The sequence below is a fragment of the Microbacterium tenebrionis genome (genome assembly GCF_903645325.1).
Classification (GTDB): Bacteria; Actinomycetota; Actinomycetes; order Actinomycetales; family Microbacteriaceae; genus Microbacterium; species Microbacterium tenebrionis.
Genome location: NZ_CAHJXQ010000002.1, coordinates 511,717 through 526,979, shown reverse-complemented (window position 1 = coordinate 526,979; position 15,263 = coordinate 511,717). Strand labels below are relative to the sequence as shown.

At 67.4% G+C, this 15,263-nt stretch carries 14 protein-coding genes; 6 read left to right on the top strand and 8 right to left on the bottom strand.

What is annotated here, in order from left to right:
* The first annotated feature begins 85 nt into the window (after positions 1-85).
* A complete protein-coding gene (locus HWX58_RS05870) occupies positions 86-1,090 on the top strand; it encodes an isopenicillin N synthase family dioxygenase (protein ID WP_175986066.1) in 1,005 nt (334 codons plus the stop codon).
* A gap of 146 nt (positions 1,091-1,236) precedes the next feature.
* Here the strand turns inward: HWX58_RS05870 and rpsO are convergent, their stop codons facing one another.
* Complete coding sequence (gene rpsO / locus HWX58_RS05865) at positions 1,237-1,506, bottom strand: 30S ribosomal protein S15 (protein ID WP_144795440.1); 270 nt, start codon at positions 1,504-1,506, stop codon at positions 1,237-1,239.
* Between the two features lie 128 nt (positions 1,507-1,634).
* Here rpsO and HWX58_RS05860 point away from each other — a divergent pair, with 128 nt between their 5' ends.
* Positions 1,635-2,918 carry an MFS transporter gene (locus HWX58_RS05860; protein ID WP_175986065.1) on the top strand — a complete coding sequence of 428 codons (1,284 nt, stop codon included), beginning with the start codon at positions 1,635-1,637 and terminating at the stop codon, positions 2,916-2,918.
* 30 nt (positions 2,919-2,948) lie between these two features.
* On the opposite strand, the gene HWX58_RS05855 is transcribed toward HWX58_RS05860, so the two are convergent.
* The 3 genes from HWX58_RS05855 to HWX58_RS05845 all read right to left on the bottom strand — a co-directional run bounded on the left by HWX58_RS05855 (position 2,949) and on the right by HWX58_RS05845 (position 5,403).
* Complete coding sequence (locus tag HWX58_RS05855; RefSeq protein WP_175986064.1) at positions 2,949-3,500, bottom strand: YceI family protein; 552 nt, start codon at positions 3,498-3,500, stop codon at positions 2,949-2,951.
* Between the two features lie 153 nt (positions 3,501-3,653).
* The gene (locus HWX58_RS05850; RefSeq protein ID WP_175986063.1) at positions 3,654-4,022 is read right to left on the bottom strand and encodes an FKBP-type peptidyl-prolyl cis-trans isomerase; all 369 of its coding nucleotides are present in this window, start codon (positions 4,020-4,022) and stop codon (positions 3,654-3,656) included.
* Positions 4,023-4,200: 178 nt separating this feature from the next.
* Positions 4,201-5,403, bottom strand: a complete 1,203-nt coding sequence (locus tag HWX58_RS05845; RefSeq protein WP_175986062.1) for a PrsW family intramembrane metalloprotease — start codon at positions 5,401-5,403, stop codon at positions 4,201-4,203.
* A 104-nt stretch (positions 5,404-5,507) separates the two neighbouring features.
* Here HWX58_RS05845 and HWX58_RS05840 point away from each other — a divergent pair, with 104 nt between their 5' ends.
* Together HWX58_RS05840 and HWX58_RS05835 are read left to right on the top strand one after the other, a co-directional pair.
* Positions 5,508-6,482, top strand: coding sequence for an IS481 family transposase (locus HWX58_RS05840; RefSeq protein WP_175986061.1), 975 nt, complete (start codon positions 5,508-5,510; stop codon positions 6,480-6,482).
* A gap of 47 nt (positions 6,483-6,529) precedes the next feature.
* The gene (locus HWX58_RS05835) at positions 6,530-7,399 is read left to right on the top strand and encodes a fumarylacetoacetate hydrolase family protein (RefSeq protein WP_175986060.1); all 870 of its coding nucleotides are present in this window, start codon (positions 6,530-6,532) and stop codon (positions 7,397-7,399) included.
* 52 nt (positions 7,400-7,451) lie between these two features.
* On the opposite strand, the gene HWX58_RS05830 is transcribed toward HWX58_RS05835, so the two are convergent.
* The 3 genes from HWX58_RS05830 to HWX58_RS05820 form a co-directional block, all read right to left on the bottom strand.
* The gene (locus HWX58_RS05830; RefSeq protein WP_175986059.1) at positions 7,452-8,912 is read right to left on the bottom strand and encodes an aspartate ammonia-lyase; all 1,461 of its coding nucleotides are present in this window, start codon (positions 8,910-8,912) and stop codon (positions 7,452-7,454) included.
* 95 nt (positions 8,913-9,007) lie between these two features.
* Positions 9,008-9,343, bottom strand: a complete 336-nt coding sequence (locus HWX58_RS05825) for a peptidase (RefSeq protein WP_175986058.1) — start codon at positions 9,341-9,343, stop codon at positions 9,008-9,010.
* Complete coding sequence (locus HWX58_RS05820) at positions 9,340-10,800, bottom strand: inorganic phosphate transporter (RefSeq protein ID WP_175986057.1); 1,461 nt, start codon at positions 10,798-10,800, stop codon at positions 9,340-9,342. Before HWX58_RS05820 ends, HWX58_RS05825 begins: the two co-directional genes overlap by 4 nt.
* Positions 10,801-10,954: 154 nt before the next feature.
* Here HWX58_RS05820 and HWX58_RS05815 point away from each other — a divergent pair, with 154 nt between their 5' ends.
* Both HWX58_RS05815 and HWX58_RS05810 read left to right on the top strand, forming a co-directional pair.
* Complete coding sequence (locus tag HWX58_RS05815; RefSeq protein ID WP_175986056.1) at positions 10,955-13,048, top strand: S9 family peptidase; 2,094 nt, start codon at positions 10,955-10,957, stop codon at positions 13,046-13,048.
* Positions 13,049-13,249: 201 nt separating this feature from the next.
* Positions 13,250-14,083, top strand: coding sequence for a type IV toxin-antitoxin system AbiEi family antitoxin domain-containing protein (locus tag HWX58_RS05810; protein ID WP_175986055.1), 834 nt, complete (start codon positions 13,250-13,252; stop codon positions 14,081-14,083).
* Between the two features lie 108 nt (positions 14,084-14,191).
* Here HWX58_RS05810 and HWX58_RS05805 read toward each other — a convergent pair whose 3' ends face one another.
* Positions 14,192-15,220 (bottom strand): ATP-dependent 6-phosphofructokinase, encoded by a 1,029-nt coding sequence (locus tag HWX58_RS05805; protein ID WP_175986054.1) that lies wholly within the window; start codon positions 15,218-15,220, stop codon positions 14,192-14,194.
* Between the last annotated feature and the right edge of the window lie 43 nt (positions 15,221-15,263).

Below are 15,263 nucleotides of genomic sequence, written 5' to 3'. Positions count from 1 at the left end.
TCCTTAGCGAGCTGACATTAGCACCCTGCGCGCGATGTCCGTAACACTCGCCCGCCCTCGCAGAAAACGGACTTACTCTCGGGTCATGGCTGATCTGAACCTCCCCATCCTCGACCTGTCCGACCTGGACAAGAGCCCCGAGGACGCCGCCCGCTTCCGCGAAGACCTCGCCGTGGCCGCCCATGACGTCGGATTCTTCTACCTCGTCGGAACGGGCATCGAGCACGATCTGTTCCGGCGGCTCCAGCGGGCTGCGCGCGACTTCTTCGCCCTTCCCGAGGACGACAAGCTCGCCATCGAAAACGTGCACAGCCCGCAGTTCCGCGGGTACACCCGCATCGGCGGCGAGCTCACCCAGGGCAAGATCGACTGGCGCGAGCAGATCGACATCGGCCCGGAGCGCGAGAGCGTGCAGGGCGGCCCCGCATACAACCGGCTGATCGGCCCGAACCTGTGGCCCGCGGTGCAGCCGGAGCTGCGCGAGGTCGCCGAGAGCTGGCAGCGGCACCTCACCGCAATCTCGCGGAAGCTGCTGAGCAGCTGGGCAGAGGCCCTCGGCGTTGCTCCCACGCACTTCGACGCCGCGTTCGAGGAGGCCGAGAGCCTGCTCAAGATCGTGCGCTACCCGGGAACGGATGCCGTCGAGCCCCAGCAGGGCGTCGGCATCCACAAGGACGGCGGAGTTCTCACGCTGCTCTGGGTGGAACCGGGCAAGGGCGGCCTGCAGGTCGAGCGCGGCGGCGAGTGGGTGGATGCACCGCCGGTCGATGACGCGTTCATCGTCAACATCGGCGAGATGCTCGAGTACGCCACGGGCGGCTATCTCAAGGCCACCAAGCACCGCGTGATCTCGCCGAAGGCGCCCGACGACCGCGTCTCGGTGCCGTTCTTCTTCAATCCGGCGCTGAACTCGCAGGTGCCAGTCATCGACCTGCCCGACGAGCTGCGCGCGCAGTCACGAGGCGTCTCGGGCGAGGGCGAGAACCCCATCGACGGCGTCTACGGCGAGAACGCGCTGCGCTACCGGCTGCGTGCGCACCCGAACGTCGTCGAGATCCACCACGCGGATCTGGCGAACGCGCCCAGCTGAGCTCCCGGAAACGGTGAAGGCCTCCCCACACCGTGGGGAGGCCTTCTCAAGAATGTTCTGCGCGATTGAACGCTGGTCGCGTTATCGGCGATTCGGATCGGCGTGCGCCGATCCTCTCCAGACTGCGTCTGATTGCGTCCTGCGGCTTATCGCCGCAGTCCGAGTCGCTGGATCAGCGAGCGGTAGCGCTCGATGTCCACGCTCTGGAGGTAGCCGAGCAGACGACGACGCTGACCGACGAGCAGGAACAGCCCACGACGCGAGTGGTGGTCGTGCTTGTGCTCCTTGAGGTGCTCGGTGAGGTCCTTGATGCGCTGCGTCAGCATTGCGGCCTGCACCTCGGGGGATCCGGTGTCACCGGGGTGCGTCGCGTACTCTTCGATGATCGCCTTCTTGACGTCTGCTTCCAGTGCCATAGATTCGATCCCCTTTCAGTCGTTGCGCGGCGCCCGACGCCTGATGCGTGGGCTCTCTTTATCCGCGGCCGATCAAACGGCAACCTGTAGAGTCTACCAGCCCTGCGGACACCGGATAGCCTCGTCCGGTGAGCAGCGCCCTGATCGATCTCCGCCCCTTCCGGGCGAGCCCCGCCTTCACCCGCCTGTGGATCGGATCCACCCTTGCGGGCATGGGCGGGCAGCTGACACTTGTCACGATCATGCTGCACGTGTTCGAGCTGACCTCGAGCACGTTCGCGGTGTCGATGGTCGCCGTCGCAGGCCTCGTGCCGATGATCCTCGCCGGGCTCTACGGCGGAATGCTCGCCGACGCGTTCGACCGCCGCGTCGTCGGGTTGATCGCGGCCGTGATCACGTTCGCCTCCACGCTCATGCTCGCGGCGCTGACCTGGACCCACCTCGAGACGATCTGGTGGCTCTACGCGCTGAGCATCATCAACGCGGCGGCGAACTCGGTCGGTATGGCGACGCGCAGCGCGATCATCCCGCGTCTTCTCCCCCGCGACCTGCTGGCTTCGGCATCCGCACTCAACGGCATCACGATCGGGATCATGGTGATGGTCGGTCCCGCGCTCGCCGGCGTGCTGGTCGCGACCACCAGCTACGGCTGGACGTACACGATCGACGTCGTCCTCATGCTCGCGATGTTCATGGGTCTGTGGACTCTTCCGTCGCTCCGCCCTGAGGGAACGATCGTCCGCCCAGGGCTCGAGTCCCTCGTCGACGGGTGGCGCTTCCTCCAGCGGGCGAAGAACATCCGGATGCAGTACATCCTCGACATCATCGCGATGACCTTCGGCCAGCCTGTCGCGCTGTACCCGGCGCTGGGCACGGTTCTGCTCGGAGGCGGCGCGGTCACCACGGGTGCACTGACAGCCGCCGTCGCGGCGGGCACGTTCCTGTCGAGCCTGTTCTCGGGCCGGGTCGTGCGCTACCGATGGCACGGTCGTGGCATCCAGCGCGCGATCCAGGCCTATGGAGCGGCGATCCTCGTGTTCGGAGCCGTCCTCCTCATCGGGGTGTGGATGCCGCCCGCCGACGAGACCCACGTCAATCTCGGACTCGTCATCGCGGCGTGCATCGCGCTCGCGGCATCCGGCGCCGCCGACAACGTCAGCTCGATCTATCGCAGCACGATGATGCAGGCATCCGTTCCCGACAGCATCCGCGGCAGACTCCAGGGGATCTTCATCATCGTCGTCACCGGAGGACCCCGCATCGGCGCGCTCTACGCAGGTACGCTCGCAACGCTCACCGCGTTGTGGTTCCCACCCCTGCTCGGAGGGTTCATCGTCATCGTGCTGGTCGCGCTGCTCGTGCGGTCGGCGCCGTCCTTCCGCGACTATGACGCCGAGGACCCCGCACCCTGATGGGCGCGGGGTCCTCGGGGAGACGCGGCGTCAGTCCTGCTGCAGCGAGCCCTGCAGGTCGAGGTTGATCGTGACGTCCTTGCCGACGAGGACGCCACCGGTCTCGAGAGCGGCGTTCCAGGTGAGGCCGAAGTCCTCGCGATTGATGGTGGTCGTCGCCGACGCGCCGGCCTTGTAGTTGCCCCACGGGTCGGAGCCGAACCCGCCGAAGTCGAACGCGAAGCTCACCGGCTTCGTGATACCGCGGATCGTGAGATCGCCGTCGACGAAGAAATCGCCGTCCTCGACGCGGGTTCGCGTGGAGACGAAGTCCATCGTGGGGAAGTTCTCAGCGTCGAAGAAGTCGGCCGAGCGCAAGTGGGCGTCGCGACCTTCGTCCTTGGTGTCGACGGACGTGACGTCGACGGACGCCTCGACCTTGGCGTCGAGCGGGTTCTCGGGGGCGATGAGAGTCGCGCTCTTCACACCGAACGTGCCGCGCACCTTCGAGATCATCATGTGGCGCACGCTGAAGGTGACCTCGCTGTGCGCGGGGTCCAGGGTCCAGGTGCCGGGGCGGTAGCCGGGGACGTCGATGGTCATATGGGGGTTCTCCTCGAGATCAGGGCCGCGTCGCGGCGTTCACGTCATCCAACCTACATGCGTTCGCATGTATTCCCTGAGTGCGAACCGAATACTCATCACGAAGGCCTCCGCCCGATCCACGGGCGGAGGCCTTCGTATCGATGCGACGGGTCAGCCGACGGCCACGAGGTCGATGATGAAGATGAGGGACTTGCCGGAGAGGAAGTGCCCGGCACCAGCGGGCCCGTACGCCAGGTGCGGCGGGATGACCAGCTCGCGACGTCCCCCGACCTTCATGCCCGGGATGCCGTCCTGCCAGCCCTGGATCAGGCCGCGAAGCGGGAACTGGATGGTCTCGCCGCGGCCCCAGGACGAGTCGAACTCCTCGCCCGAGTCGTACTCGACACCGGCGTAGTGCACGGTGACGGTGTCGCCGGGCTTGGCCTCGGCGCCGTCGCCTTCGATGAGGTCACGGATGACGAGCTCTGCGGGAGCAGGGCCGGTGGGGGCGTCGAACTCGGGCTTTGTGCGATCAGTCATGCCTCCATACAACCCTGCGTCGTCACCGTCGGTCAACGTGATGACGACAGCCGACAGCGAACACACGGAAGGTCCGTGGCAAGACTCAGCGCCCGGTGCTGCGGCGATGCCTGCGAGTCTCCCGGGCGCTGAGTTGATCTGAGACCAGGGTGCACCCGGTCGCCGAACATGTCAAGGGTCAGTACGCGAGCAGCGCAGTGCGGGTCGCCGACGTGCGGGTGAGCAGCGCTCGCTCATCCTCAGCTGCGAGCGGATCCCGCCCTGTGATCGCCCGCTGGCGAACGGCCGCGAGGGCGGCGGCATCCCGGATGAACTGCTTCATCAGTGCCCGACGATCTCCGCTCAGGGTCGCGGCCCATTGCATCGCCACCTTGCGCCCGGCCGGGGTCGCGAGCATCGTGACCTCCTCCGGGGTGAACCATCCAGCCGCGGCGTACTCCCCCAGCCGCTCGCGCGTGAGCCGCGCCTCCTCCCTGCGCAGGGCGACGATCACCAGGATGAAACCGATGAACAGCGGGACCTGCAGCGTGACGTAGAGCGCGAAGAAGTCGGCGAACATGGCGGAGCCGTTCCAGAAGCCGTGCAGCAGCATGGCGCCGATGAGGCCGATGCATCCGCTGCCGAGCACGGCGCTCCGGGAGGCTTGCCGTCGCGCCGCGAGGCCCATCGCGAAGCCCGTGAGGCTCGTGAACATGGCGTGGGCGAACGGCGAGAGCAGCCCGCGCATCACGAACGTGGCGGTCAGCTGCGATCCCCCGCCCTCGATGAGACTGATGGCGAAATACTGGATGTTCTCGGTGAACGCGAATCCGCCGCCGATAAGGGCGCCGTACACGATGCCGTCGACCGGGCCGTCGAACGCGCGTCTGCCGATCAGGAAGATGATGAAGATCCCCAGCCCTTTGGCGATCTCCTCGACGATCGGCGCCTGGATCACCGTGCTGAGGACCTCTGCGCGCAGACCGATCGCCAGCGTGATCGCGAGATCGACGAGCAGCGTGATCCCGATCGCGGCGATCGCGCCCCACGCGATCGCGAAGGCGATCAGGGACTTCGGCTCCGGTTCCCACCGATCGATGATGTACACCCCGACGAACACGATCGCCAACGGGACGAGGGCGATGACCAGACCGATGCCGGATGCCACCGCCCCCAGCGCCCACACGAAGTACCCGATCAGGGCGACCAGCACGAAGCCCAGAATGCCGAAGAGCCAGATCGAGACGGTTCGTCCGCGGCGCGCCGGCACGGGTAGCGCCGGGAGAGCGGGCCCCGGAGCCGTCACAGTCGGGGCGGGCGGCGAATACACCGTCGGCTGCGCAAGGGCCGATGCATACACCTGCCGGGTGTTGTCGTATTGGGCAGGTCCTCCGAAGGTCATAGCCAAAGCCTAGATGTACTGACCCGGATCGTTGTTGACGTAGGAGAGACCTCCGTAGTCGAGTTGGAGCTGTCTAGGTTCCCTCGAGTCCACGGAGGTCTCTCGTGTCCCACGCTAATGCCCGGCTGACTCCGGCCGGCAGGTTGATCATGGTCCAGCGCATCGAGTCGGGGCGTGCGGTCGCGCATGTTGCCGCGGAAATGGGGATCTCCCGCACGACTGCGTGGCGGTGGTGGCGCAGGTTCCGGGAGTGCGGCCCGGCGGGCCTGATCGATCGTTCCAGCGTCGCCCGCTCCCACCCTCGCCAGACCAAAGCGTGCGTGGAGGCGAGGGTGCGGATCATGCGGCACCTCACTCGGCGTGGGCCGGTGTTCATCGCTGACAAGCTCGGCTTGCAGGCCTCAACGGTCGGTAGGGTGTTGCGCCGCCACCACGTGCCGTTGCTGCGGGAGCTGGACCCGGTCACGGGGTCCGTGATCCGCGCGACCCGCCGATCCGCGCAGCGTTACGAGCATGATCATCCCGGGTCCCTGATCCACGTCGATGTGAAGAAACTCGGCCGTATCCCCGACGGCGGCGGATGGCGTCTGCATGGCCGCGGGCAACGTCCTGCGCGCAAGCGGGGCCTGGGTTACGACTACGTGCACACCGTCATCGACGACCATTCCCGAGTTGCTTACGCGGAGATCCACGACGACGAGAAAGGCACCACCGCGGCGGGCGTCCTCGACCGCGCGATCGCGTTCTACGCGCGCCTCGGCGTCACAGTCGAACGCGTCATCAGCGACAACGCGTTCGCTTACCGCCACTCGGCCGCGTTCAAGGCCGTGGTCGACGCGCACGGCATCCGACAGCGGTTCATCAAACCGCACTGCCCCTGGACCAACGGGAAAGTCGAACGCCTCAACCGCACCCTCGCCACCGAGTGGGCCTACGCCCGCCCCTGGAGCTCGAACGACGACCGAAAAGCAGGGTTGACGACCTGGCTCGACTACTACAACCTAGACAGGCACCACCTCGGCATCGGAGGCCGCACCCCCATCGACCGAATCAACAACGGTCGAGGTCAGTACACCTAGAGGCATGCGAAGCGACGACGGGGAAGGCGACCGGTAGCGTAGAACGCATGCGTTTTGCCCATCTCCGCGGTCCCGACTCCTCCGACATCCGGCTCGCCGTCATCGAAGAGTCCACTGCGATCCTCGTCTCCGACCTGCTCTCCCCCGGTCCCGGCACCCTGCAGGAGCTCATCGCAGGCGGAGACGACGCGCTCGAGGCGCTGCGCGACGCACTCGCGAACGTCGACGCGCCGCGGCATCCGCTGGGTGACTTCGGGTTCGCGTCGGCCGTGATCGACCCGCCCGTCGTGCTCGCCGTCGGCTTGAACTACGCCGCGCACTCCAGCGAGCTGGGCCTGAAGACCGACACGGCACCGACCGTCTTCACGCTCTGGCCGAACTCGCTGACCGGCCACGAGCAGACCACCGCCTGGCCGCGCGCGCTGAGCGAGTCCGTCGACTACGAGGCCGAGCTCGGCGTCCTCATCGGCCGCCCGGCCAAGGACGTCACCGCGGAAGACGCCCTGGGCACCGTCTGGGGCTACACCGTGGTAAACGACATCACCGCCCGCGACATTCAGTTCGCCGAAGCGCAGTGGTCGCGCTGCAAGTCGTTCGACGGCTTCACCCCGACCGGGCCGTTCGTCGTGACCGCCGACGAGGTTCCCGACCCGCAGGACCTGCACATCTGGGCCGTCGTCGACGGGCAGACCGTGCAGGACGCCAGCACCGGACAGATGGTGCGCTCGGTGGCGACGCTCATCGCCCACCTGTCGCAGTCGATCACGCTCCAGCCGGGCACGCTGATCTCCACCGGAAGCCCGGGCGGTGCCGGCTACTCGCGCGACCCGCAGATCTTCCTGCGCGATCAGTCGATCGTGACGGTCGGCATCGACGGCATCGGCGAGCTGACCACGCACTGCCGCATCCACGACTGAGCGCTCCGCCCCGCTCCCGAGCTCGACGCGGGGACCAGGGCGGGCGCTCCGCTCAGATCTGGATCATGTCCTCCGGCGGGACCACGTTGATCGCCGCGGTGACAGTCTCGAGTCCCGACAGACGCGCAGGCGAGAGCTGCTTGGTGACCTCTTCGCGCGTCATCAGCTCGGCCTCGACCACGAGGTCCGCGACGTTCCGGTTGGTCAGCAGCGCCGTCTTCGCGAGCGCGGCCGCGGCGGCGTAGCCGATGAACGGCGTGAGCGCGGTGATGACACCCACGGATGCTCCGACCATCGCGCCGAGGCGGTCCTCATTGGCCGTGATCCCGTCGACGCAGTTCACGCGCAGGGTCCACATCGCCTGGCGCATCCAGGTGATGGACTGGAAGATCGAGTGCGCGATCACGGGCTCGAACGCGTTCAGCTGCAGCTGACCAGCCTCGACGGCCATCGTGACGGTCATGTCGGCGCCCACGACCGAGAACGCGACCTGGTTGACGACCTCGGGGATCACCGGGTTCACCTTGCCGGGCATGATGCTCGAACCCGCTTGCTTCGCGGGCAGGTTGATCTCGCCGAGCCCGGCCTGCGGGCCGGACGAGAGCAGCCGCAGGTCGTTGCAGATCTTCGACAGCTTGATCGCGTTGCGCTTGAGCGACGATGAGAAGGACATGAAGGCACCGGTGTCGCTGGTGGACTCCACGAGGTCGCTGGCGGTCTCGAGGTCGAGTCCGCTGATCTCGCGCAGGTGCTTGAGGACGGCCGGGGCGTAGTCGACGTGCGTGGTGATCCCGGTGCCGATCGCCGTCGCGCCCATGTTGATCTCGAACATGAGCGACGCGTTCTCGGTGAGACGCGAGTGGTCCTCGCCGAGCGTCGTGGCGAAGCCGTGGAACTCCTGGCCGAGCGTCATCGGCACGGCATCCTGGAGCTGAGTGCGGCCGACCTTGAGCACGTCGTGGAACTCGACGGCCTTGCCGAGGAACGAACGGCGCAGCAGGTCGAGCTCGTCCAGGAGCGAGCGCAGGTTCAGCGACAGCCCGATCTTGATCGCCGTCGGGTACACGTCGTTGGTGGACTGGCTGCGGTTGGTGTGGTCGATCGGCGAGAGGAAGTCGTAGTCGCCCTTCTCGCGTCCGGCCATCTCGAGCGCGACATTGGTGATGACCTCGTTCGCGTTCATGTTCGTCGAGGTCCCGGCGCCGCCCTGGATGACGCCGACCGTGAACTGGTCGTGGAACTCGCCGTCGATGACGCGCTGAGCGGCCGCGTCGATCAGGTCGGCGCGCTTCGCATCGAGGACGCCGATCTCCTTGTTCGCACGGGCGCTGGCCTGCTTGACCATCGCGAGCCCGCGGATCAGGTCCGGGTAGACGGAGATCGGACGCTTCGAGATCGGGAAATTGGCGTCGGCCCTGGCCGTGTGGATTCCCCAGTACGCATCGGCGGGGATCTCCATGCTCCCGAGCGAGTCGGTCTCGGTGCGGGTCTGTGCGGGCGCGTCAGATTCCATGTCACTTCCTTGTGGGTGGTGGCGGGTGGGTACTCCGGGGGATGCATCCATCCTATGCCGGGTTGGCCGCCTCCGCCGTGGCGGCGCGGGCCTCGTCAGTGGTTGAAGACGATCAGCAGCACACCGCTGAGGACGGCCAAGCCGCACAGGGCGAAACAGGCGCACGCGCCGACGAACGCGAGCTGCTTCTGCGCCTGCGAGAGCGGACTCTTCAGCGCCACCTTCGCCGCGTGCTTCTCGGCGCGTTCGATCTCCTTCTCGGAGAGGATCGTGATCGCGTCGGTGAACTCCGCAGGGGTCACGACGGGAATGCGCCCTGCGCGCACGAGCAGCCGGAGGCCCGTCGCGTAGAAGCCGACGATGAGCACGGCGCCGACGAACGCGGCGACGAACACGTTCACGAAGGCCATCCAGTCGATCTCGACGCTCATCGCTGTGCCTCCCGACGCTCGGCCTCTTCGTCGGAGACGTCCCACTCGGCCAGCCGCGCACGTGCACGGCGACTCGCGCTGAGCGCCTCCCACTCCTCCGCCGCCGTCCGCGCCTCGGCGAGCTTGCGGTTCGCGCGATCAGCAGCCTTGCGGGCGGCCTTGATCTCGGCTTCGGAACCGCCGTTCTTCTTGAGTTTGCGGGCGCGACGGCCGGCTTTCTCAGCCTCGTCGGCCTTGCGCTCGGCGCGCGCCATCGCACGGACGAGTTCGATGCGCGTCTGCCTGCGCGTGGGCGGCGGCACCTCAGGATGCTCGACAGCGTGGCCGGAGTCGGCGACGTCGCTCATCGCGTTGGCGTGAGTGACCTCGTTGCGCCGCGACCGCAGGTAGAGGCCGACGATGATCACCACGGCCAGGATCGCGTCGATGATGACGCCGGGCGTTCCGAGCCACACCACGACCAGCGCGGCCAGGGCGCCGACACCGCCCGCGGCGGGGAGTGTCAGCAGCCAGCCGAGCGCGATGCGACCGGCCGTGCGCCAGCGGACCTGCGAGCCGCGGCGCCCGAGGCCGGAGCCGATGACCGAACCCGACGCGACCTGCGTGGTCGAAAGGGCGAACCCGAGAGCGCTGGATGCGAGGATCGTGGCCGCGGTCGAACTCTCGGCCGAGAAGCCCTGAGCGGGCTTGACGTCGGTGAGTCCCTTGCCGAGTGTGCGGATGATGCGCCATCCGCCGAGATACGTGCCCAGCGCGATCGTGAACGCGCAGGCGACGATCACCCACAGCTGGGGTTCGTGGTGCGCTCCCGACTGCCAGCCGACCGTGATGAGGGCGAGGGTGATGACGCCCATGGTCTTCTGCGCATCGTTGGTGCCGTGGGCGAGCGCGACCATCGACGACGTGAAGATCTGGCCGAGGCGGAAGCCGGAGCGGCCGTCGGGCTTGCCGTCGTAGCGTCGGGTGATGCCGTACGCGATCTTCGTCGCGGCGAAGGCGATGATCCCGGCGGTCAGCGGGGCGATCAGAGCAGGCAGCACGACCTTCGACAGCACGACGCCGAAGTTGATTCCGGCCGTGCCGACGCCGATCAAGGTCGCGCCGATCAGTCCGCCGAACAGCGCATGGGACGAACTCGACGGAAGCCCGAGCAGCCAGGTGAGCATGTTCCAGGTGATCGCGCCGATGAGACCGGCGAAGATCAGCGACGGCAGCAGCGCGTGCGAGATGTCGCCCTCGTTGACGATGCCGCCCGAGACGGTCTTGGCGACCTCGGTCGACAGGAACGCGCCGACGAGGTTGAGCAGCGCCGCCAGCAGCACGGCTGTCTTGGGCTTGAGGGCTCCCGTCGCGATGGGCGTCGCCATCGCGTTGGCGGTGTCGTGGAAGCCGTTGGTGAAGTCGAAGAACAGTGCCAGTGCGATCACCAGCACAACGATGAGGGCTGCGGTTTCCACCGTTCGCTTTCAGGTCGACGAGAAAGGATGGTGCCGACGCCGTCGGCGTGACGAACGAAGAGTTCATCGTGGGTTTGATTTCCGTTAACCGGCCCGCCCAATCCTCGCACCGTCGTCACCACCGGTCAACTCGACAGCGACTAGCGTTGAGAGGGTGACCAACGCCCCCGCCGCAGCCCGCCGCTCGCACATCCGCACCCACCACGGCGACTCGTTCGACGACCCGTACGAATGGCTGCGCGAGAAGGATTCCCCCGAGGTCGTCGCGCACCTCGAGGCGGAGAACGCCTACACCGACACCGCGACAGCGCACCTCGCCGATCTCCGCGAGACGATCTTCCAGGAGATCAAGGGACGGGTCCAGGAGACCGACCTCTCCGTGCCGTCGCGCCGCGGCGACTGGTGGTACTACAGCCGTAGCGAGGAGGGTTCCCAGTACGGCATCCACTGCCGCGCAGCGGCCGCACCCGACGACTGGACGCCGCCGACGCTCGAGCCGGGGGTTCCCGTCCCGGGCGAAGAGATCCTGCTGGACGGCAACGTCGAAGCCGAGGGCCACGAGTTCTTCTCGCTCGGCTCCTTCGACGTCTCCGATGACGCGACCAGGCTGCTGTGGGCGCCGGACTACGACGGAGACGAGCTGTACACGATCCGTGTGCGCGATCTGACGACGGGAGAGACGCTTGCCGACGAGATCCCCCGCACCGGCGGCGGCTTCTTCACCCCGGACGGCACCGCGATCGTCTACACGACCCGCGACGATGCCTGGCGCCCCGACACGCTGTGGCTCCACCGCCTGGGCACGCCGGTCGACGAGGACGTGAAGCTCTTCCACGAGCCGGACGAGCGGTTCTGGCTGGGAGCCGGGATCACACGCAGCCGCCGCTATCTCGTCATCGGAGTCGGTTCGAGCATCACCAGCGAGGAGTACCTCGTCGATCTGCACGGCGACATCACAGCCGAGCCGCAACTGGTCTGGCCGCGGGTCGAGGGCGTCGAATACGAGGTCGACCATGCAGTCGTCGACGGCGAGGATCGGCTTGTGATCCTGCACAATCAGGATGCCCTCGATTTCGAGCTCGTCTCCGTCGCGGCATCCGACCCGCAGGGCGAGCGTCGGGTGATCATGGCGCATGAGCCGGGCAGACGCATCCTCGGCGTCGACTGCTTCCGCGACTTCGGGGTCGTCGGGTATCGCAGTGAGGGGCTCGAGCGGATCGGCCTCCTCGACTACACAACCGACGCGGTCGAGGAGCTCGGTTTCGACGAACCGCTGTTCTCCGCCGGCCCTGCCGGGAACCCGGAGTGGCACTCCCCCTTCCTGCGGCTGTCGTACACCTCGTTCGTGACCCCCGCGACCGTCTACGACCTCGATCTCGAGACCAGCGAACTCGTACTCCGCAAGCAGCAGCCGGTGCTGGGCGGCTACGAGCCCTCGGAGTACGGCCAGGAGCGGCGCTGGGCCGAGGCCGCGGACGGCACACTGGTGCCGATCTCTCTCGTCTGGAAGCGCTCGTTCGGCGACCCGGGCGCGGGGCTGCGGCCCGTGCACCTGTACGGCTACGGCTCCTACGAGCACTCGATCGACCCCGGATTCTCCGTCGCCCGGCTCTCGGAGCTCGACCGCGGCGTCGTGTTCGCGGTCGCGCATGTTCGGGGCGGCGGCGAGATGGGTCGCGGCTGGTACGAGGACGGCAAGCTCCAGCACAAGCGGAACACCTTCACCGACTTCGTCGCATGCGCCGAGCACCTCATCGCGACCGGTGTCACCTCGGCCGAGCGCATGGTGGCCGAGGGCGGGAGCGCCGGGGGCCTGCTGATGGGCGCGGTCGCGAACCTGGCTCCATCGACGTTCGCCGGCATCCTGGCATCCGTTCCGTTCGTGGACGCGCTGACGTCGATGCTCGATCCGTCACTGCCGCTGACGGTCATCGAGTGGGATGAATGGGGCGACCCGCTGCACGATGCGGAGGTGTACTTCTACATGAAGTCGTACACGCCGTACGAGAACATCCGATCGGATGCCGCATATCCGAAGATCCTCGCGATGACCTCGATCAACGACACCCGGGTGCTGTACGTGGAGCCGGCGAAGTGGGTCGCCGCCCTTCGGCACGCCGGCGCGCAGGACGTGCTCCTCAAGTGCGAGATGGCCGCAGGTCACGGCGGGGTGAGCGGGCGGTACAACGCGTGGCGCGAGCGCTCCTTCGAGCTCGCCTGGATGCTGGACGCCCTCGGCCTCGCCTGACCCGGGCGCCCGGTCGTTCCCCGAGATCAGGACGAATCACCCAGCGCAGGATGATTCCACCCGATTCCTCCTGTCCTCGGTCATTCCTCCTGATCTCGGGGGTGAGCGTCCTCAGTCCACAACTGGCCCTGACTTGGCTGCTTTGCCCTGCTCGTGGACTGACGGCCACCTGCTCGGTGGAGGATCCGGCATTGTGAACGCATGCTCCTCGAGGAATGGATGCGACGACACGACGGCGTGGCGCACACCTCGCAGGTCTACGCTGCCGGTTTCAGCAAGCGCACTGTGGCCGCCGCCGTGCAGAGCGGACGGATGCTGCGTGTACGCCGCTCCTGGCTCGTTCTCCGCGACTGCCACCCTGATAGAGCGGCCGCGGCGAGGGCCGGCGGACGACTCACCTGTGTGAGCGCCGCCCGATCACTGGAGCTGTGGGTTCCGGTGCACGAGCACGTGCACGTGGCCGTGTCGCCGACGTCAGCGCGTTTCGATGCACATGGGCTGCGCGTCCACTGGTCGAACGGCCCAGCCCCGTTCGCGCCACGGGCGGCCGTCGACCCGCTGATCAACGTGCTGTTCCACGTCGCTCGATGCCAGCCTCAGCCCGATGCCCTCGCGATCTGGGAGTCTGCGCTCAACAAAGGTCTGATCGGCGCCGAAGCGTTGCGCCGCGTGGCCTGGCGGAGTGAGAGAGCCGCGGCATTGGCCGCGCTGGCATGTCACCTGTCCGATTCCGGGCTGGAGACCCACTTCGTCGATCTCATGCGTGCGATCGGGGTAACGCCCCGCCAGCAGGTGTGGATCGACGGGCATCCAGTGGACACCCTCATCGGCGACCGACTCGTCGTGCAACTGGACGGATTCGCCTTTCACAGCGACGCGGCTGCGCGCAGACGCGACATCGCCGCGGACGTGCGATTGAGGCTGCTCGGGTACACGGTGCTCCGCTTCGACTACCAGCAGGTGCTGTTCGATCCGGAGTTCGTGCGGGATTCGGTGCTGACAGCGATCGCTCAGGGGCTGCATCTCTCCGCATGACGGTGTCCGAGATCAGGACAAAGCACCCCGCTCAGGACGAATCCCACCGAAAGCTCCTGATCTGGGCCGAGGCTCCTGTTCTCGGGACGCCCGCCCGACGGCGGTGGCTCAGCCGAAGAGGGCCGCGGCCTCGTCGTAGCGGTAGCGCGGGACGGTGTTGAGCTCGCCCAGTGCCTCCTCGAACGGCACGCGCACGATGTCGGTGCCCTTCATCGCCACCATCTGCCCCCACGCGCCGTCGACGATTGCATCCGCGGCGTGCAGCCCGAGCCGGGTGGCGAGCACCCGGTCGAACGCGGAGGGCGATCCGCCGCGCTGGATGTGCCCGAGGATCGTCGCCCGCGTCTCCACACCGGTGATCTGCTCGATCAGCGGCGCGAGCTGGTCTCCGATGCCGCCGAGACGCGGGCGGTTGAACGCGTCCAGGCCCTTGTCGCTGTACGCCTCGTCCATGCCCTTGAGCTTGAAGCCCTCCGACACGACGACCAGCGGCGCGCGGCCGCGGTCGTGAGCGCTCGTCACCTGAGCGGCGATCTCGTCGATCGACATCGGCACCTCGGGGATGCAGATCGCGTGAGCACCCGCGGCCATGCCCGCGTGCAGGGCGATCCAACCGACGTGGCGCCCCATGACCTCGGCGACCATGCAGCGCTGGTGCGAGTCGCCGGTGGTGCGCAGGCGGTCCATCGCGTCGGTGGCGATGTTGACGGCCGTGTCGAAGCCGAACGAGTAGTCGGTCGCGCGCAGGTCGTTGTCGATCGTCTTCGGTACGCCCAGGACCTTGATGCCGTCCTTCGAGAGCCGGTCGGCCGCGGCCAGCGTTCCCTCGCCGCCGATGGCGATGATGCCGTCGATCTTGTGGCCGTAGAGAGTCTTTGCGATGTTGTCAGCACCGCCGCGCTCGCCCTCGTAGGGGTTGGTGCGGCTGGTTCCGAGGATCGTGCCGCCGATCTTCGAGAGTCCCTTGACCTCGTGGCGGGTCAGCGGCATGAAGTCGCCCTCGACGACACCGCGCCAGCCGTCGCGGATGCCGACGAACTCGAGGTCGTACGATGTGGTGCCCTTGAGCACGACTCCGCGGATCACCGCATTGAGGCCGGGGCAGTCGCCGCCGCTGGTGAGGATGCCGATCTTCATGCTGATGCCTTCGGATGATTCGGGAGTGGGGGACGGGCGACGC